This is a genomic window from Nostoc linckia z4 (assembly GCF_002608075.1).
Lineage (GTDB): Bacteria > Cyanobacteriota > Cyanobacteriia > Cyanobacteriales > Nostocaceae > Nostoc > Nostoc linckia.
This window is the reverse complement of the sequence record NZ_LAHA01000001.1, coordinates 357,080-377,197: the sequence shown is the minus strand read 5'-3', so window position 1 is coordinate 377,197 and position 20,118 is coordinate 357,080. Positions and strand designations below refer to the sequence as shown.

The window sequence follows — 20,118 nt, the reverse complement described above, 5'->3', positions numbered from 1 at the left end:
GTTTTTACTAAAATAATTGTAGTGAATAATACATTTTTATTGTCTAGTAACTATGAAGTTGATGTATAAATTAAGTTTGATTGTAGCGATCGCCCCCCTAATCTTTGGTATTAGTGCTTGTACTGGAGGGTCAGGACAAACAACAAATACACCCAGCAGCCCAGGTGGTAATCCACCAGTACCAGCAGCAGGTCGAAATCGTTTGGATGCCATTAAAAGCCGCAGTCAGGTAATTTGCGGTGTTAGTGGTGAAATTCCAGGCTTCAGCTTTGTGGGGACTGACGGCAAATATAGCGGCATCGATGTTGATATTTGCAGGGCAGTGGCCGCTGCTTTGTTCGACAATCCAGATGCAGTAGAATTTCGTAATCTCAACACCAAAGAACGGTTTACAGCCTTGCAAACTGGGGAAGTAGACGTTCTCAGCCGTAACACCACCTGGACTTTGAGTCGCGATACTTCAGTTGGTCTGGAATTTGCACCCGTAGTCTTTTACGATGGGCAAAGCATCATGGTTCGCAAAAATAGCAATATTAAATCCCTGGCAGATTTGAAAGATAAAGCTATTTGCGTTCAAACTGGCACTACTACCGAACAGAACTTAGCAGACCAAATGCGAAAAAGAGGCATTACTTATAAACCTATTGTGTTTGAAGACGTTAATGTTACCTTTGCCACTTATGCTCAAGGACGTTGCGATGGCGTCACTGCCGATCGCTCCGCATTGATTTCTCGGCGTACAACCCTACCCAAACCAGAAGACAATGTGATTCTAGAAGAAGTAATATCTTCTGAACCCCTAGCACCAGCAGTAGCAAAAGGAGACACTAGACTAAGTGATATCCTCAAGTGGGTAGTTTATTCTTTGGTAAAAGCTGAAGAATTAGGAATTAATTCCCGCAATGTAGGTCAGTTAGCCAGCAGTAACGACCCTGATATTAAACGCTTTTTAGGAACAGAAGGCAACCTTGGTGAAGGACTAGGCTTAACAAACGATTTTGCAGCACGAGTAATTAAGCACGTGGGCAACTATAGCGAGATTTACGATCGCAACCTCGGCCCCAAAACAAAATTTAATTTAGCTCGCGGTCAAAATCAACTCTGGAGTAAAGGCGGACTACTTTATTCTCCGCCGTTTCGTTAAGACTGGAGATGGGGAGATGGGGAGATGGGGAGATGGGGAGATGGGGAGATGGGGAGAGGGGGGAGACAAGGGAGACAAGGGAGACAAGAAGAGAAGTCTGAGCGGAGGTTTCCGACCATCAGAACTTCGGAGAGAAAGATTGCTACCTTGTCTACCTTGTCTACCTTGTCTTCTTCCCATGCCCAATGCCCAATGCCCCATGCCCCATGCCCAATAACTAATGACCAATGACTAATGATAAATGACTACCGTTTTTGGAGAATTCTTGGGCAATTTTTGGCAGTATTTTTAACGGCGATTGTAGTTGTAATCTTGTGGGAAAATCTCAACCGGAATTTGCAGCAATTGGGGATTCAATTTGGATTTGATTTTCTCAACCAACAAGCTTCTTTTGAGATTGGTGAAAGACCGATTAGCTACAAACCAACTGATACCTACAGCCGCGCATTGTGGGTGGGGTTAATTAATTCCTTGCGGGTGGCGATCGCTGGAATTTTTCTCACCACAATTGTGGGTATCACTGCTGGAATTGCCAGACTTTCTGACAACTGGCTGGTGCGGAATATCAGTATGGTTTATGTGGAAATTTTCCGTAATACGCCTTTACTGTTGCAATTGTTATTTTGGTACTTTGCTGTTTTCCTGAGCTTTCCCCAAATAGAAAATAAAATATCTGTTTGGGGTTTTATTAGCCTCAGTCAAAGTGGTTTAGAACTACCTTGGTTTACTTTATCACCGGAATTTTCAGCTTTGTTGTTGGGATTAACTTTTTACACGGCTGCGTTTATTGCGGAAATTGTTAGAGGTGGGATTAAATCAGTACCTCAGGGACAATGGGAAGCAGCGCGATCGCTAGGATTAAAACCAGGGTTGGTGATGCGGCTGGTGATTTTTCCCCAGGCTTTGCGGGTAATTATTCCTCCGTTGACCAGTCAATATCTGAATTTAACGAAAAATTCTAGTTTGGCCATTGCCATTGGCTACCCTGATATTTATTTTGTGGCTTCTAGCACTTTTAACCAAACAGGCAGAGCCGTAGAAGTAATATTACTAATTATGCTCACCTATCTCATCTTGAGTTTGAGTATTTCTCTAGTGATGAATTTATTTAATCGCAGCGTGCAAATTCAAGAAAGATGATGGCCAGTGAGGAGATGGGGAAAAATAGCCAATGATAAATGAAAAATTGATTTGGTTGCGAAAAAATTTATTCAGTACTTGGTACAACAGTTTGTTAACTGTTGCTTGTTTGCTGTTGTTGTTTTGGGTTGCACGAGGAATAATCACTTGGGTAACGACTCAAGCACAATGGTCGGTAATAGAAGTTAATTTACGTTTATTTTTAGTGGGGAGGTTTCCCCAAACACTGTATTGGCGGGTTTGGACTGTGCTGGCGATCGCTGCAATTGTCAGCGCCATTACTGGGGGTGTATTCTTTCACAAGCAACAGTTAACAAAACGTGGAATTATTATTTATATATTTATAGTTGGTGTCTTGTTATTTATTTTACCAGTGGATTTAATATCCCGCTTACAGTTATTATTAATTGGAGTTTTAATATTTGCAGGTTTTGGGGTTGGCAGAAACTTTGCAGAAGTTTTAACTCCTTGGCTTTCTTTATTATGGTTATTATCTTTCCCTGTTATTTTCTGGCTAATTGGTGGTGGATTTGGATTGCAATCTGTACCAACCAATTTATGGAATGGTTTACTACTTACTCTGTTAATGGCAGCAGTGAGTATTGTGCTTTCCTTTCCCATTGGAGTTTTACTGGCTTTAGGACGCACAAGTGATTTACCCGTTGTGCGTTGGTTTTCTATCCTCTACATCGAAATCGTCAGGGGAGTTCCATTAGTTGGGATTTTGTTTCTAGCTCAAGTAATGTTGCCTTTATTTTTGCCAACTGATGTGCGTTTAGATAGGGTATTAAGAGGAATTGCCGGACTGGTATTATTTAGTGCTGCTTACATGGCAGAAAATGTACGCGGTGGATTGCAATCAATTCCACGGGGACAAATTGAAGCTGCAAAAGCATTAGGATTAAATACAATTTTAGTGGTTTTATTAATTATTTTGCCCCAAGCTTTACGTGCGGTAATTCCTGCCATCGTCGGTCAATTTATCAGTTTATTTAAAGATACTTCACTTTTATCTTTAGTGGGATTACTAGAACTCACGGGTATGGCTCGTTCGATTTTGGCACAGCCAGAATTTCTCGATCGCTATGCAGAAGTGTATTTATTTATTGGATTGATTTACTGGGTATTTTGTTACTCCATGTCGCTAGCTTCTCGGCGTTTAGAAAAACAGTTAAATCAGTAGTTAGGAGATGAAAAGTAAATTACTGAATAATAACTATAAAAATCATATTTGATTTGTGTAAAACTAGGTAATCAGCTTAGTAAAAAAACTCGGAGGTGGATATCTGTGACAACAGAACAAAAACCGATAATTATTGCTGAAAATGTTCACAAGTGGTATGGCAAATTCCACGTTCTTCAAGGTGTAAGTTTGACAGTAAATCGGAAAGAAGTTGTAGTTTTAATGGGGCCTTCTGGTTCTGGAAAGTCTACTTTTATTCGTACTTTCAATGCTTTAGAAGCATACCAAGAAGGGAGAATTGAAATTGATGGAATTACTTTAAGCCATGACTTGCGAAATATTGAAGCCATCCGCAAAGATGTGGGAATGGTTTTTCAACAGTTTAATTTATTTCCCCATTTAACAGTGCTGCAAAATATAACTTTGGCACCGATTTGGGTGAAGCGATCGCCAAAAGTCAAAGCTGAAGAATTAGCCATGCAACTACTAGAAAGAGTAGGCATTTTAGAACAAGCGCACAAATATCCAGGACAATTATCTGGTGGACAACAGCAGCGAGTGGCCATCGCTCGTGCTTTAGCTATGCAACCTAAAATTATGTTGTTTGATGAACCCACTTCAGCCTTAGATCCAGAAATGGTAAGGGAAGTATTGGATGTGATGCGGAGTCTGGCCCGCGATGGAATGACAATGGTAGTCGTAACTCACGAAGTTGGATTTGCCCGCGAAGTCGCCGACCGAGTTATTCTCATGGATAGCGGTACACTCATCGAGTCAGCTACCCCAGAAATATTTTTCACTAATCCCAAAGAAGAAAGAACCCGTAAATTTTTATCGCAAATTCTCTAAAAAAATGGAATTGCGACATCTGCGCTACTTTATCGCTGTGGCCGAGGAACTGCACTTCAGTAAAGCCGCCGAACGACTGCACATTGCTCAACCGCCCCTAAGCCAGCAAATTCAGCAACTAGAGGCGCAATTGGGAGTAGAACTTTTTCACCGTAAAACCAAGCGACAGGTGCAGCTAACAGAAGCCGGACAAGTATTTTTGCAAGAAGCTTATCAACTTTTAGCTCAACTCCAAAAAGCAATTGAGCTAACTCAAAAAATTGGCAGAGGTGAAAAGGGACAATTACGAATTGGCTTTACCAGTTTGGTAACTTATAATTTGCTTCCCCTAATTTTGCGACAATTTCGAGAACAGTTTTCCGAAGTCGAGTTGATTTTACAGGAATTAACTACAACTGAACAAGAGCGATCGCTACAAGAGAGCCGCATCCATATAGGCTTTGCTCATCCACCATTGGAAGATAATACACTCAATCAAAAGTGCATTCAGCAAGAAGCTTTAATTGTGGCTTTAGCAGAAACTCATCCCTTAGCTGAACGAGAAAACATTTCAGTATCATCCCTAGTGAATGAAAACTTTATCATGTTTCCTCGACATTTAGGCTCTGGACTTTACGACCAAATTGTAAGTCTTTGTCAGCAAGTAAATTTTAGTCCGAAAGTAACTCAAGAAGCGATTCAAATGCAGACAATTATCGGGTTAGTTTCAGCCGGAATGGGAATTGCCATCGTACCGTCTTCGTTGCAAAATCTTCAAAGAAATGGTGTAGTTTATCGTAGTTTTGAGGAGAAAACACCATTAGTAGAAACGGCTATAGTTTGGCGGGAAGAAGATATAACGCCTGTACTAAGGAAATTTCTGCAAGTTGTCATGAGTATCTGTGGCAAATGACCACCATCATAAGTTAGGTATAACGTGAGGAGTTCAACGAAATTTGAATTTTGAATTCGGAGCGAAGGGACGTGACTACTACACTACACTGGCAAGAGCGAGTTGGTAATCAAAGAGATTGGGTTTGGCGGGGCTGGCAAACTCGCTATACTTATATTCGCTCTGCCAAAAATGATGAAAAAACACAGCCTTTAATTTTATTACACGGCTTTGGCGCTTCCATCGGTCATTGGCGACATAATTTAGAGGTGCTAGCGGAACATCACACAGTTTACGCACTAGATATGCTGGGTTTTGGCGCTTCCGAAAAAGCCGCAGCTAATTACAGCATCGAACTTTGGGTAGAACAAGTTTACGATTTTTGGCAAACATTTATTGGCGAACCAGCAATATTAATTGGCAATTCCAACGGTTCGCTGATTTCTTTAGCCGCCGCCGCTGCTCATCCTGACATGGTGCGGGGTGTGGTGATGATGAGTTTACCCGACCCCTCCCTGGAACAAGAAGCAATTCCTCCCGTACTGCGGCCAGTGGTAAGGGGAATTAAAAATATTGTGGCTTCACCGTTTATTCTCAAACCTGTATTTAACTTTGTCCGTCGTCCCGGCGTACTGCGTCGCTGGGCTAGTCTCGCCTACGCTAACCCAGAAGCCATAACCGACGAACTAATAGAAATTTTAGCAGGCCCTCCCCAAGACCGGGGTTCAGCGAGGGCGTTTAGTGCTTTGTTTAAAGCCACAATTGGAATTAATTTTAGTCCCAATGTCAAGGTATTATTACCAACCTTAACAATTCCCATGTTATTAATTTGGGGACAAAAAGATCGGTTTGTTCCCCCAGCCTTAGCTAGTCAATTTGCCCAATATAACGAGAAATTGGAAGTCCTGAATTTACAAGACGTGGGTCATTGTCCCCACGATGAATGTCCGGAACAAGTCAACCAAGCGATTTTAAATTGGATTGACAAAGTGATGGGATTTTAGATTATTTGGATGGGGCATTGGGCATTGGGGATGGGCAAAGGGCAAGGGGTAAAGGGGAAAGGGGAAAGATTAAATTTATTCCTTTTCCCTTTTCCCTTTAACCTTTTCCCCTTGCCCTTTCCCCCATCTCCTCATCACCTAACCAACGGTGGTTTGGCTGCTGTCAACGTTTGTAGCGCCGTTCACAGTGCGGGCGACAGAAATCATTCTGTCGAGGATTTGTTGGTTGGGGACTTTACCTTTTAAGACTACAGTGCTGCCTGTTTGAGCAACCCAAAGGGTATTAACATCATCAAGTTGGGGGTCTTGGTCAAATGCTAAAGCTACTCGTTTGGCTAAACCACTTTGGTCATATTCTCCATTTAATCCCAGACGTTCTGGCGGTATTGTTTGTGTGGCGGTAGGCGCAGCAGTTTGGGGTATTGCCTGTGGAGTAGGATTTACTTCAGCATTTTGAGGTTTTTCCATTCCAAATAGTCTTTGTAACCAACCCATAAAAATTATCTCCGATTAAAGGTTCAATCAAGTTTGAATATACAACTTTTACCAACAGGTAACATCTGCCGATGAAAAGATATGCAATCAAAGAGAATCTTGCCAGCGAAATAATTTCTAGATAAATTGTCTCTATCAATTGAAATGAGTGTAGCTATTAAGTTTAAAATAAAAGTTCTCACTTATTATTTTTTAGTGGAGCAGTACGTCTAGCACAATCCTGCTCTAGCCCCTGTTGGCGAAGATGAAACATACTCTTTCTGTTCTGGTAGAAGATGAGGCGGGTGTTCTGTCCCGCATTTCTGGTTTATTTGCCCGTCGTGGTTTTAATATTGAAAGCCTTGCTGTTGGCCCGGCTGAACAGGGAGGTGTTTCACGAATTACGATGGTTGTACCTGGTGACGATCGCGTCATCGAACAACTCACCAAGCAATTATACAAGTTAGTTAATGTCCTCAAGGTGCAGGATATTACTGAAACTCCTTGTGTGGAACGAGAATTGATGCTGTTAAAGGTGAATGCTACCAGCAGCAATCGTTCTGAAGTTATCGAACTGTCTCAGATTTTCCGGGCGCGAGTTGTGGATGTGGCGGAAGATTCTCTGACTTTAGAGGTGGTGGGAGATCCTGGTAAAATGGTGGCGATCGTGCAGGTGTTACAAAAATTTGGTCTGAGAGAAATCGCCCGCACCGGTAAAATCGCCCTCACTCGTGAATCGGGTGTGAACACTGAATTACTCAAATCTTTGGAAGCAAAGGTTTAGGAGTTCACAACAAGTTAGAACCAAGCTGCTGTTGTATGTTTTTGTGTTGACTGTTGTGTGTTAACCGTCAACGAACAAGTGTCATTTAAAAGCCTCATACCTTACTAGGGTAGTACAGCTAGCTGTACTACCCTATAGTTTATTGATGTGTTGCAAACATTGTTTTTTTGGATTTGAGATTTTGGATTAAAAGCATTTGCAATAATACTGCCGATGCCAATTTGGTACAACTTTATTTAGTGACTGTTATTACTAAAATACGAATAAGCATAGACTGTTATGTCTTTTTATATGGACAAGTATCGCCAAGTTGGCATGACGCAACAGTTAAGCAACTGCTACAAATTTGTTAGAAAGATAAAAGTTTAAAAGCAAGTTTTAATAGTCTTCAAATATGACTATTACTTGAGTTTTAGTCTTGGGTTAAAAAATAGCTGTGTTGATTTTGAACAAAAATATTTGTTCGAGATAAATTTTGGGCTGTCCTTGCAGGTAATTGTTAACTGTTGACTCTTGATTGTTGACTCTCAACAGTTAACAACCTGAACTTAGGTGAAGCTGATATTACAGGGTAATTCTACACGATAAAAATCCTTTTTTGAGGATAAACGGCTATAGGCTAAATTTAATTGTCTAATCGAACCGATGATTATTTAGATTATTCTAGAGGTTTTGACAGGCATGAATTTATTATTGCTATTCGTTTCTAATTGGCTGCCTCAAAAATTAATTAGCAAATTATTAAATACTTTGCTGAATATCAGAAACAGACATTTGTTTGTTTTTGATATTATTGTTTTTTGCATAACAACTTTTTTAGCATTAAATTTATGTTTAGATGGTGAATTTTTCATTGAAGAATATAAATCACAACTGGCAATTGTCACAATAGTTTTTTTAGTAGCTAAACTAACTGTATTGTGGAATTTTGGTTTTTATCGACTTTACTGGCGCTATGCCAGTATTGAAGAACTTTTATATATAACTATACTAATGGGAATTGCAGTATTAATCCAAGCAGTATTCTTCGATGCTATGGAGCTTTTAGGATATTCTGGATTGGATATACTGCCGCGATCGCTACCTTTAATCGATGGTTTACTTTCGTGTATTTTCATTGGCGGATTGCGTTTTAGTATCCGGATTGTAGAAAGAATTAGTCAGCAACGTCCAGTATTTAATACCCAAGAAAGAGTGTTAATAGTTGGTGCTGGAAGTGCTGGAATTTCTTTGGTACAACAAATGCAAAGAAACCCGCAATTGGGATTTCATCCAGTTGCTTTTATAGATGACGATCGCCGCAAATTTGGAGCATATATACGTGGGATTCCTGTAATTGGCGATCGCTATCAAATTCCTGATGTTTTAAAATCTCTACAAATCCATAAAGTTATCATCGCCATGCCGACGGTTGCAGGTGCAGTTATTCGAGAAATTGTAGATATTTGCAAAGCAACTGGTACTCAAACTAGCACTTTACCGGGTATACATGAAATCCTCAATGGTCGGGTGCGAGTTGATAGTATTAGAGATGTAAGAATTGAAGATTTACTCAGACGGGAACCCGTACAAATAGATTTTGAAAAAGTTTCCCAATTTCTTCAAGATAAAACAGTATTGATTACAGGTTCTGGTGGTTCCATTGGTAGCGAACTTTGCCGTCAAATTTTTAAATGCAATCCTGCCAAAATGATACTTATCGGACATGGAGAAAACTCTGTGTTCAACATCCAACAAGAATTAGAACAACTCGTTCAAGTCCTAAAAAACGAGCATCAATCAGCAATTAATACCACTGAAATTTCTAGCTTTATTGCTGATATTCGCTTCAAATCTCGACTAGAATATGCATTTGAAACTTTTCAGCCAGATGTAATTTTTCACGCTGCGGCTCATAAACACGTCCCATTAATGGAATTAAATCCAGTAGAAGCAATCACGAACAATGTAATGGGAACCAAAAATTTATTAGAACTAGCTTTGCAATATGATGTCAAACATTTCGTGATGATTTCTACAGATAAAGCAGTTAACCCCACTAATGTTATGGGTGCTAGTAAAAGAGTCGCAGAAATGTTAGTGTTGCAAGCTGCAAAAGAAAGTGGCAATCCTTATGTCACAGTACGTTTTGGCAACGTTTTAGGTAGTCGAGGTAGTGTAGTTCCCACTTTTAAAAAACAAATTGCAGCAGGGGGGCCGGTAACCGTTACTCATCCAGATATTTGTCGTTATTTCATGACTATTCCGGAAGCAGTGCAACTAGTTTTGCAAGCTGCGGTACTTGGTCGCGGTGGCGAAGTTTTGATGTTGAATATGGGTAAACCTGTAAAAATCGTAGACTTAGCAAAGGAATTGATTCGCCTTTCCGGATACGAAGTTAACCGAGATATTGAGATTGTATTTACTGGTTTGCGTCCAGGAGAAAAATTATTTGAAGAATTGTTTATTCCTGGGGAAGAATATGAACCAACCGAACATAAAAAACTGTTAGTAGTTAAAAATGCTAGTAAAATTATTCCAGACAATTTGGATATTACTGTAGCAACTTTGTGTCAAGCAGCAGTGAAAAATGATATCAATTTGATTCTGTTTTTACTCGAACAATTAGTGCCAGGATATAAACCAAAACATTTAGATAATTATCTGGCAGCGAATATTTGCAGTCATACTTCTAATACTTCACTCAGAGTTAAGCCAAATATGAATATTTTGGCACAAGCAAAATCTTAAAAAAGCAGCCAATCTACGTCTAAATTCCATCATTACTCGTACAGATGTTAACAGTCAACAGTCTAATCCGAACAGCTAATCAAATTTGAGTAATTGAGCATCTACCTTAATTTCAAAAATCAATATGTACAAAACCTCTACTATCAACAGTATTTCCCAAGTATTTGATAGAGTCTCTAGGGTTAATCACAGATATTTGGCTGGAATTAAAAACATCGCCAAGATTTTTGTGACAAGAAGAAGTGAGTGGTCAATTGGAATTTATATAGGCGAATCTCCTTTTGATTTAGTTTCGCCAGACACAATTATTAATCCGGTATTGACTGCTCAGGATGTAACAGATATTCCAGCATACTTTGTTGCCGACCCTTTTATGGTTCGTGAAAACGACATTTGGTATATGTTCTTTGAGGTGTTGAACGGTATACAAAATAAAGGAGTCATAGGACTAGCAACTAGCACTGATGCATACAAATGGAATTACCAACAAATTATTCTTGATGAGCCGTTTCATTTATCTTATCCGTATGTCTTCAAAGTTGAAAATGACTATTATCTGATTCCAGAAACCGCAGAAGCAAGTTCTATTCGTTTATATAAAGCGATTAATTTTCCCACACAATGGTCTTACGTCAAAGATTTACTCGCTCAAGGTGATTTTGTCGATTCTAGTGTTTTTAAATACAACGATCTTTGGTGGTTGCTAACTGCAACATCAGAAGCAAGAAATACATTGCGTCTTTATTATTCTCAACATTTAATGGATACTTGGATTGAACATCCGAAAAGTCCTGTAATTCAGGAAAATAAACGTATAGCAAGACCAGCAGGTAGAGTTATAGAATTCGACAATAAAATTATCAGATATACCCAGGATTGCGAGCAAATCTATGGTTATCAAGTTCGAGCATTTGAAATAACTGAATTGACAACAACAAATTATCTAGAACAGGAAGTTAAACATAATCCAATTATTCAAGCCAGTGGAATGGGTTGGAATCAAATAGGTATGCATCATATTGATGCTCACCAAATCGATAAAAAGAAATGGGTTGCATGTGTGGATGGAAAGCGTTATCGATTAGTTTTTGATCCAAGATTTCATAGCTGAAGGATTTGAAAAATTGTTTGCAAACTCCACAGAGACAGCGAAAAGTCAAAGCGCTGACTTCTGGCGCTGTGAACTTTTCCAAACCAATGAATTTATTTAGCAAAAAATAGCAAGGAATGAAAGAAATGTTAATTGTCACAAAGAAGTATATCTTTTCAGTGGGAGAAGTCTGGTTTGATGAAAATCCACAGGTATTAAACAATGTCGATGTGGTGCATTACAGGCAATTATTACACCCCATTAAAGGCGGTCAGTGTGATGAATTTTACACAAGATTGATTGATTTAACTAAAAATCAAGATGAACTTTGGGAAACTATCAGTAGTAATGATAGATATAAAATTAGACGCGCAGAACAAAAAGACCAAGTTATTTACGAATATTGGGAGAAAATTGATTCTGATATTCTCAATGAATTTTCGGATTTCTATGATTCATTTGCTGACCAAAAAGGTCTGACTAAAATTAATAGAATTCAACTACAAAATCGTGCTGATGCTGGTGTAATTGATATTTCACGTGTGAAATTAAAAGATGGCGAATCTTTAGTCTGGCATGTTTATTATCGGACTCAAAATCGAGTCCGTCTTTTACATTCCGCATCTTTAAAAAATAACAATAATACTACTTATCAATCGATTTTAGGACGAGCAAATCGTTACCATCACTGGCAAGACATTGTGAGATTCAAGAATTTAGGGATTGTAACTTATGATTTTGGTGGTTGGTATACCGGAAATACAGATCGAGAAAAATTAGGAATTAATCAATTTAAAGAAAAGTTTGGTGGAGAAGTTGTCAAGAATTTTAACTGTGTTTATGGAATTACTTTGAAGGGCAAATTATATTTACATTTGCTGAATATATATACGAGGTTACCTCAATTATCTTTACTGCGTAGACCTTATTTTTTATCTCATACACCGAAGCAGTCGCAAGTCGAAGCTTGCAGCGAATTGGAGTTTTCCATACCAGAAGCACAGAGAGAGTAAGAAATGCAAAGCTTAGTTAATCGCTGGAAAAAGCTCACAAGTGGCTCTATCAATCGCCAAATTTTTGGTGCAGCGATGATAGTTGGTTTATTGACAGCATTAGTGAAAGTGGCGGCTGTTGCTAAAGAATTAGTGGTTGCTCAAAGGTTTGGTACTGGCGATGACATAGATGCTTTTTTTATTGCTTTGCTAATTCCTGCTTTTATTATTAATGTCATCGCCGGTTCTTTTAATACTGCTCTCATACCTACTTATATGCAGGTACAAGAACAGGAAGGTAAAAAAGCTGCTCAAAAACTTTTATGTGGAGCTACAACCAGTGGCTTGGGATTGTTAGGAATAACAACGATATTGATGATAGTCCTAGCACCTTTTTATTTACCACGAATTGCAGCCGGATTTAGTTCTCAAAAGTTAGAGCTAACTTTTCATTTGCTTTGTGCGATCGCACCTTTTATTTTCTTAAGTGGCATAATTGTTATCTGGGGTGCTGTGTTAAATGCAGGAGAGCGTTTTGCTTTAGCAGCATTCTCACCAATTATTACTCCAACTGTTACCGTCGTATTACTTTTAACGTTGAAATCCTGGGGGATTTTCGCTTTAGCTGCTGGCTTAGTCTGCGGTGCAATATTAGAAATAATTCTGTTAGGAATAGCATTGCACCGACAAGGCATTTCATGGATTCCTAAATGGTATGGATTTGATACTAATCTGCGTCAAGTTGTTAGCCAGTATTTCCCCATGATTGCAGGCGGACTTTTAATGTGTAGTACAAATTTAGTCGATCAATCTATGGCAGCAATGTTGTTACCTGGTAGTGTAGCAGCACTCAACTACGGTAACAAAGTCATAGCATTTCCCATGTCTCTAGCCACTACAGCATTGAGTACTGCTGTGATTCCCTACTTTTCTAAAATGATAGCTGCTAACAATTGGATAGGAACCCGTCGCACACTTCGGCGATATATCCAAATCATTTTTCTCACAACTATTCTATTGTCAGCATTCTTATTTGTATTTTCTGAAACTATAGTCAGAATACTCTTTCAAAGAGGTTCATTTACTGCTGATGATACTCGTTTAGTTGCTCAAATTCAAAATTGCTTTGCATTGCAAATTCCTTTTCACGTAGCAGGAATTTTGGTTGTGCGCTTAATTTCTGCAATGCAAGCCAATCATATATTAATGTGGGCTTCTGCCTACAATCTCATCAACAATATTGTTTTCAACTATTTATTCCTTCATTATTTTGGTGTTGCAGGTATCGCTTTATCAACAGCTTTGGTTTCTGCATTAGCATTCTTGTTTTTATCATACTTTGCTGATAAAAATCTCAAGAAAAACTGTCCTAGTCTAACAACTTAATTTGCGGATTCTTATTCTGTGCGCCTCCTGTATGATTTTCAATATTGCCACACCATGAAAATAACATTAATTATTCATTCCCTGACCTATGGCGGTGCTGAACGTATTATCTCAATCATGGCAAATTATTGGTCAGCTAAAGGATGGAAAATCACTCTACTAACATTTGATAACAATCAAATACCGGACTTTCCTTTAAATTCCGATATAACTTATATTCCCTTAGATATAGCGGCGAAATCTCCCAATGTAATCATTGGCATTGTGAATAATTTAAAACGTATCTCCATCCTGCGAAATGCGATTATTAATAGCAATCCAGATGTTGTAATTAGTTTCATGTCTAGAATTAATATCATTACTTTACTAGCTACGCGATGGTTGAAGATTCCAGTCATAATTTCTGAACGTAGCAACCCAGAAAAAAGCTATTTAAGTTGGAATTGGCAACAATTACGCCAATGGACTTATGCATTTGCAGATAAAATTATTTTTCAAACTCAGCGAGCAAGAGATTATTTTCCAGTAAAACTGCAAAATCAGAGTTGTATAATTCCTAATATGGTGATATTACCACCAATAAAAAAGCAGTCTGACGAAAAATTTTCAACCAAGCGATCGCTCATTGCTATGGGACGTTTTGTACCAGAAAAAGGCTTTGATTTATTACTAAAAGCTTTTGCTAAACTAAAAGATAATTACCCAGAATGGACATTGACAATATTAGGAGACGGAAAGCTACGCCCAGAATTGGAATCATTGCGTAACCAATTGGGATTAAGCGATCGCGTTTATTTTCCAGGGATGGTAAATGATATTTATGCTTTTTTACAGCAAGCAGACATTTTTATTATGTCTTCCCGATTTGAAGGTTTTCCCAATGCTATTTGCGAAGCAATGGCATGTGGTTTACCGGTGATATCTACAGATTGTCCTAGCGGGCCGCGAGAAATTATTCGTGATGGAATAGATGGGATTTTAGTTCCCAATGAAGATATTTCAGCATTAGCCGCAGCAATAGAAAAGCTGATATTTCACGAACAAGAACGCAATGCTTTAGCTGTTCGCGCACTAGAAGTAACCGAACGATTTAGCATCAAAAAAATCATGGGAATGTGGGAAGAAACGTTAATTCAAGTTATTGAAAAAAAATTCACAAATCAGAATTCAGAATTCACAATCAAACAACACAAAATTTAGATGAATAAACCTCTTATAAAACTCCTTATTCTTTGCGTCTAACCTTCTGGTTGTGCCTTTAGCGGTATGCGTGAGACAAAAAAATATTGATACAAGAGGTTGATTAAATACAACAATAAAATACATTTCTTGCTTGTGGCATACTTGGCGGTTACTTTCTTCATAAGCAAATATTTAACAATGAATATCCGAAAATATCTTTACTTCAGTTATGCTTATTGTCGGCAATACAATTTTCCCCAATTCTATAATAAATTTGTCAAAGAAAGTTCATCGAATATTTCCATTGATACCACTAGAGAGTTACTCACTAAACTCTTACTTCACTGCCAAAAATCTGTGCCATATTATGCAAAATTAATGAATAATCTTTCCAGTGAGGAAATTATTTACCAAAAGCCAGAACTATATCTTAAGCAATTACCAATCCTCTCCAAAGATATTATTCGCGCCAATTTTGAAGAACTCAAATCTACAGATTTAGCACAACGTCAGTGGTATTTTAATACATCAGGTGGTTCAACAGGAGAACCAATTATTTTAATTCAAGATGCTGAATATAATGACAAATCTACAGCCATTAGCTTACTTTTTTCTTATTTAGTAGGTAGGGAATTAGGAGAACCAGAAGTACGTCTCTGGGGTTCAGAAAAAGACGTTTTTGATGGCACGATGGGATGGAAGGCGACCTTTTTTAATTTCTGGAAAAATACCACATATATGAATGCCTTTCAGATGACTCCTCAAAGAATGAGGGATTTTTTGAAATTGCTAAATACCAAACCACCAAAATTAATTGTTGCCTACGCTCAAGCCATTTATGAATTAGCGAAATTTGCTGAAGATGAAAACATTAAACTTGTTCCTCAAAAGGCAATTATAACTTCTGCTGGGACACTTTATGCTTGGATGCGGCAAAAAATTGAAACCGTATTTCAGTGTAAAGTATTTAATCGTTATGGTTCTAGAGAAGTCAGTGATGTTGCTTGTGAAAAACCAGGAATGCAAGGATTATGGGTAGCTCCTTGGGGTAATTATATTGAGATTGTAGATGATGATTATAACCCTGTGCCGCCGGGAGTTGAAGGTAATATTTTGATTACTTCTCTGACAAATTTTGCTATGCCATTGATTCGTTATAAAATTGGCGATCGCGGTACTTTATCTCCTGAATATAAATCTGGACAAATATTACAACAAGTTTCCGGTAGAAATGTTGATACTTTTAAAGCAGAAAACGGAACTTTAATTGATGGAGAGTATTTTACCCATCTTCTCTACTTCAAAAATTGGGTACAAAAATTTCAAATCATTCAAAAAAGCTACTTAGAAATCACCATCAAAATCATTAAATCTAATTCTAATTATTTCACAGAGGAACTTGATGATATTGCCAGCAAGTGCAAATTGATGATGGGTAAAGATTGTGTAGTTAATTTTGAATTTGTCAACCATATCCCCGTCAGTAACTCTGGCAAATACCGCTACACAATTTCTGAGGTTATTTAAATGAAAAAGAAAATTGCGTTTTTAATTAGAGATTTGAATTATGGAGGAGCAGAAAGACAATTAGTCACACTAGCAAAAGCTTTAGATAAACAATGTTTCGATGTCACAGTATTATGCTTTTATACTAGTAGTTCTTTCTCTTTAGATAGAGATTTAAAAGATAACAATATCCCAATTATTTATTTAGAAAAACAAGGAAGGTGGCATTTATTTAGCTTCTTTTGGCGTCTTGTGCAGCATCTTCAACACATACATCCTGATGTATTACATGGATATGGTGGAACGCCAAATTTACTAACTATCTTTTTAAAATTATTTTTACCATCAACCCGTATGGTTTGGGGATTACGTAATTCTTATAGTGATTCTAATTTTTATGATTGGTTAGGGCGCTTAATCTTTTGGTTAGAGTGTATTTTAGCTAAATTTGCGGACTTGATAATTGTCAATTCTTATGCTGGAAAAACATACTATGTCAGTCATGGATTCCCGCCTCAGAAGATGATGGTAATTTCTAATGGTATTGATATCGAACTTTTTCAGCATAATTTAGAAGCCAGGACAAAAATGCGATGGCAGTGGGAAATTTCCCAAGATACAATTTTAATCGGTTTAGTGGGAAGACTCGATTTTAGAAAAGATCATCCGACATTTATCAAAGCAGCAGCATTATTGTGTGAAGATAGCAAAAATGTGCATTTTGTTTGTGTAGGTGGTGGTTCCGAAAACTATGCACAAGAGTTGCATCAATTAGCCGAAAAACTAGGAATTGCACAAAAAATTATTTGGGAAAAAGCGCGTGCAGATATGCCTGCAATCTACAACGCCTTAGATATTGTGGTTTCTTCATCTTATACAGAAGGATTTCCCAATGTCATTGGAGAAGCAATGGCCTGCGGTGTTCCTTGTGTAGTGACAGATGTGGGTGATTCAGCTTTGATTGTTGACAATCCTGATGTAGTCGTACCTCCAAAAAATCCCGAAGCTTTGAAAATTGCAATTAAAAAATTAATCGAAAAACTGAATATTGATGGTGGCGATCGCCATAAAATCCGACAGCGAATAATTAACCACTTTTCCGTAGCTGAATTAGTTTTGCAAACAGAAGCTACTTTACTTAAATTGTGCCATGAATCAATCAATTAATATCAAATTTGATTTACTTTTTTATTATCAATGTGCCTTAGCTATAGCTGCTGTTTTCGTCTTTTTTACAGATATTAACTCCTATTTATATACATCAGGTATTGTTTCTCAACCTCCTTTGTTTTGGATTTTAGGTTTTGCTGTAGCTTCTATTCCCCTAATTTTTTCACGAGATAAGTGCATTCCCACATCTGTGATTCTTTGGTGTTTTGGTTTTATTTTTGTTTCATTACTGTGGTTTGTACTATTTCCCGGTTCTGGAGAACTGGCTTTTGAAGAATTAAGAAAACGACTGTTAGCAGTGATTTTTCTCATTGCAATGGCTTTCATCTTTTCTCGAAATCCAACAATCCATTACTTGACTCGATGGGCGATATTTTTAGCGGTATTAATTACTGTATTTAACAGCATTTACGAGTTTTTTAACCCTGCTGCTTTTAATGCATTAGGTAATGGTGGCCGGGTGACTGGATTTTACTTAAACCCAAACAGTAACGGCTGTGCGTTAATACTGGGGATGATTTTTAGCGTCAGTATATTACAGCCAATATATCGTTTACCTTTCGTCTATCTTGTGGGTATTGGAGTTTTCTTGACGTTTTCGCGGGGTGCTATTCTTGGCTGGTTAATTACAGTGATTATTTTTACCGTCGCCGGCGTGCTGCATTTCAATAAAATACTTTATTGGATTTTGGGCATAGGAACTTTCATTATTAGTTTAGGCTCCCAATGGTGGCAAGAATTATTGCAAAATTTAGATTTGAATGCCAACTCATTGGAAAGAATTGCATGGTTTCAAAATATTTCAACTTCTGATTCAGAAGATTCCGCAGATTCGCGTTTAGAAGTAGCTCAATTAGCTTGGCAGATGTTTATGAAACATCCTTTTTTCGGTAATGGCATTGGCTCGACTTTAACGTGGAATGTGGAAATATCTACGCACAATATTTACCTATATTATATGGCAGATCATGGAATCATCGGTGTTTTGATTCTACCTGTATTAGTATATGGAGCGATACGCCACGCCCGTGGAGAAACTAAATATATAGGTTTGGCTTTTGCTGTTTTTATTCTTCTCTGGGGATTATTTAGCCATAACGTTTTAGAAGAACGTTATATTCTGATTTTGTTTTCATTGATGGCTGGAATGACTGAAGGAAGTAAGTTAGACCAAAAATTAAAATTAGAATATCAATTATGAAAATCATTTATATCATTACCGGACTTTCCACTGGCGGTGCAGAAGTCATGCTTTATAAACTTCTTTCTAAGATGGATAAACAACGTTTTAGTCCGGTTGTTGTTTCTTTAATGGATGGGGGTACATGGGGCGATCGCATTGTCAATTTAGGCATTCCTGTTTACACCATTGGTATGCAACCAGGAACAGTTAAACTAATTAATATTTGGCGAATGATTAGGATAATACGCCAACTCCAACCAGATTTAATTCAAGGTTGGATGTATCATGGAAACTTGGCTGCACAATTTGTCAGACTTTTCATCTTTAGACAAGTGCCTGTTTTCTGGAATGTACGCCATTCACTGCATTCTTTAGAACTAGAAAAGCCAAGCACAAATATTATTATTAAACTCTGCGCCCAATTTTCTCAATTACCGACCAAAATTATTTATAACTCTCACAATAGTGCTAAACAACATGAAAAAATTGGCTATTGTCTTGAGAAAACATGTGTAATTCCCAACGGCTTTGAAACAGAAAAATTCACACCATCAACAGCAGATCGTCTCAGCGTTCGTTCAGAACTCAATACTCCAGAAGATGCTTTATTGATTGGCTTAATTGGTCGTTATCACCCCATAAAAGACCACTTTAATTTTCTTCAGGCTGCTGCATTACTACTGAAAAAGTATACCAACGTCCAATTTGTTTTGATTGGCAATAAAGTGGATTGGGAAAATCAAATTTTATCCGAATTAATTGATGAATTAGGGCTTGTCAAGCACATACATCTATTAGGTGAACGTCATGACGTACCCCGCTTAACTGCTGCTTTAGATATCGCCTGTTCCTCTTCATCTGGAGAAGGTTTTTCCAACGTCATTGGCGAAGCTATGTCTTGTGGTGTTCCCTGTGTAGTCACAGATGTGGGAGACTCAGGTTGGATTGTCGATGATACCGGAAAAGTCGTTTCTCCAAGAAATCCACAAGCATTAGCAAACGCTTGGGAAAAATTAATCAATATGGGAAAAGAAGGCAGAGAAAGCTTAGGAAAAGCAGCCCGCGCCAGAGTCATAAAATGTTTTTCTTTAGACTCCATTGTGGCTGAATATGAGAAATTATATGACAATGTATTTGCTGAAAAAAACACTACAATCCAAACAGTGTATTTCAACTAAATAAAGTACACCTGTAGGGGCGCATAGCTATGCAATCCTACAATTATCTGTACCTCAGATTATCACCAAAATTTTAGTTAAATACTATCAGTAACTAGTAGTCTGTTTCATTAATTTTGATGAGTTTGTAGTAAGCACTTCAGTGCTTAAAAATCAAGGACTAAAGTCCTAACTACAAACTTATTTATCTCTCATAACTAATGCGATAGACCACTAGAATTACATTTCTAAGCCAAAATTTAAAATCTAAAA

Annotated in this window: 18 protein-coding genes; 17 read left to right on the top strand and 1 reads right to left on the bottom strand. The window is 37.8% G+C overall.

Annotation, left to right across the window (positions count from 1 at the left end):
• The first annotated feature begins 61 nt into the window (after nucleotides 1-61).
• From VF06_RS01705 to VF06_RS01675, 7 genes are all read left to right on the top strand, one after another.
• On the top strand, nucleotides 62-1,144 hold the full coding sequence (locus VF06_RS01705) for an amino acid ABC transporter substrate-binding protein (RefSeq protein WP_099070207.1): 1,083 nt from the start codon (nucleotides 62-64) through the stop codon (nucleotides 1,142-1,144).
• 24 nt (nucleotides 1,145-1,168) lie between these two features.
• Nucleotides 1,169-1,375 (top strand): hypothetical protein, encoded by a 207-nt coding sequence (locus tag VF06_RS01700; protein WP_100793641.1) that lies wholly within the window; start codon nucleotides 1,169-1,171, stop codon nucleotides 1,373-1,375.
• Nucleotides 1,376-1,378: 3 nt separating this feature from the next.
• Entirely contained in the window at nucleotides 1,379-2,284 is a 906-nt protein-coding gene (locus tag VF06_RS01695; RefSeq protein WP_099073129.1) for an amino acid ABC transporter permease, read from the top strand.
• A 31-nt stretch (nucleotides 2,285-2,315) separates the two neighbouring features.
• Nucleotides 2,316-3,467: an amino acid ABC transporter permease gene (locus VF06_RS01690; protein ID WP_099070210.1), complete on the top strand. Its 1,152-nt coding sequence runs from the start codon at nucleotides 2,316-2,318 to the stop codon at nucleotides 3,465-3,467.
• 105 nt (nucleotides 3,468-3,572) lie between these two features.
• Complete coding sequence (locus VF06_RS01685) at nucleotides 3,573-4,316, top strand: amino acid ABC transporter ATP-binding protein (RefSeq protein ID WP_099070211.1); 744 nt, start codon at nucleotides 3,573-3,575, stop codon at nucleotides 4,314-4,316.
• 4 nt (nucleotides 4,317-4,320) lie between these two features.
• A complete protein-coding gene (locus VF06_RS01680; RefSeq protein ID WP_099070212.1) occupies nucleotides 4,321-5,208 on the top strand; it encodes a LysR family transcriptional regulator in 888 nt (295 codons plus the stop codon).
• A 71-nt stretch (nucleotides 5,209-5,279) separates the two neighbouring features.
• Nucleotides 5,280-6,191, top strand: a complete 912-nt coding sequence (locus VF06_RS01675; protein ID WP_099070213.1) for an alpha/beta fold hydrolase — start codon at nucleotides 5,280-5,282, stop codon at nucleotides 6,189-6,191.
• 138 nt (nucleotides 6,192-6,329) lie between these two features.
• On the opposite strand, the gene VF06_RS01670 is transcribed toward VF06_RS01675, so the two are convergent.
• Nucleotides 6,330-6,686 carry a BON domain-containing protein gene (locus VF06_RS01670; RefSeq protein ID WP_099070214.1) on the bottom strand — a complete coding sequence of 119 codons (357 nt, stop codon included), beginning with the start codon at nucleotides 6,684-6,686 and terminating at the stop codon, nucleotides 6,330-6,332.
• A gap of 244 nt (nucleotides 6,687-6,930) precedes the next feature.
• Between VF06_RS01670 and ilvN the strand changes: the two genes are divergently transcribed.
• From ilvN to VF06_RS01620, 10 genes are all read left to right on the top strand, one after another.
• A complete protein-coding gene (ilvN, locus tag VF06_RS01665) occupies nucleotides 6,931-7,449 on the top strand; it encodes an acetolactate synthase small subunit (protein ID WP_099070215.1) in 519 nt (172 codons plus the stop codon).
• A gap of 681 nt (nucleotides 7,450-8,130) precedes the next feature.
• A complete protein-coding gene (locus VF06_RS01660; RefSeq protein ID WP_099070216.1) occupies nucleotides 8,131-10,179 on the top strand; it encodes a polysaccharide biosynthesis protein in 2,049 nt (682 codons plus the stop codon).
• A 124-nt stretch (nucleotides 10,180-10,303) separates the two neighbouring features.
• A complete protein-coding gene (locus VF06_RS01655) occupies nucleotides 10,304-11,290 on the top strand; it encodes a glucosamine inositolphosphorylceramide transferase family protein (protein ID WP_099070217.1) in 987 nt (328 codons plus the stop codon).
• Nucleotides 11,291-11,406: 116 nt separating this feature from the next.
• Nucleotides 11,407-12,282 (top strand): GNAT family N-acetyltransferase, encoded by an 876-nt coding sequence (locus tag VF06_RS01650; protein ID WP_180267698.1) that lies wholly within the window; start codon nucleotides 11,407-11,409, stop codon nucleotides 12,280-12,282.
• A gap of 3 nt (nucleotides 12,283-12,285) precedes the next feature.
• Nucleotides 12,286-13,647 carry a murein biosynthesis integral membrane protein MurJ gene (gene murJ, locus VF06_RS01645; RefSeq protein ID WP_099070218.1) on the top strand — a complete coding sequence of 454 codons (1,362 nt, stop codon included), beginning with the start codon at nucleotides 12,286-12,288 and terminating at the stop codon, nucleotides 13,645-13,647.
• A gap of 54 nt (nucleotides 13,648-13,701) precedes the next feature.
• The gene (locus VF06_RS01640) at nucleotides 13,702-14,847 is read left to right on the top strand and encodes a glycosyltransferase family 4 protein (RefSeq protein ID WP_099070219.1); all 1,146 of its coding nucleotides are present in this window, start codon (nucleotides 13,702-13,704) and stop codon (nucleotides 14,845-14,847) included.
• Nucleotides 14,848-15,027: 180 nt separating this feature from the next.
• The gene (locus VF06_RS01635; protein ID WP_099070220.1) at nucleotides 15,028-16,356 is read left to right on the top strand and encodes a phenylacetate--CoA ligase family protein; all 1,329 of its coding nucleotides are present in this window, start codon (nucleotides 15,028-15,030) and stop codon (nucleotides 16,354-16,356) included.
• Nucleotides 16,357-17,502, top strand: a complete 1,146-nt coding sequence (locus tag VF06_RS01630) for a glycosyltransferase (protein WP_099070221.1) — start codon at nucleotides 16,357-16,359, stop codon at nucleotides 17,500-17,502. It abuts the gene before it with no gap.
• Entirely contained in the window at nucleotides 17,486-18,706 is a 1,221-nt protein-coding gene (locus tag VF06_RS01625; RefSeq protein WP_099070222.1) for an O-antigen ligase family protein, read from the top strand. The genes VF06_RS01630 and VF06_RS01625 overlap by 17 nt, the downstream gene beginning before the upstream one ends.
• Nucleotides 18,703-19,866: a glycosyltransferase family 4 protein gene (locus VF06_RS01620; protein ID WP_099070223.1), complete on the top strand. Its 1,164-nt coding sequence runs from the start codon at nucleotides 18,703-18,705 to the stop codon at nucleotides 19,864-19,866. Before VF06_RS01625 ends, VF06_RS01620 begins: the two co-directional genes overlap by 4 nt.
• The last annotated feature ends 252 nt before the right edge of the window (nucleotides 19,867-20,118 follow it).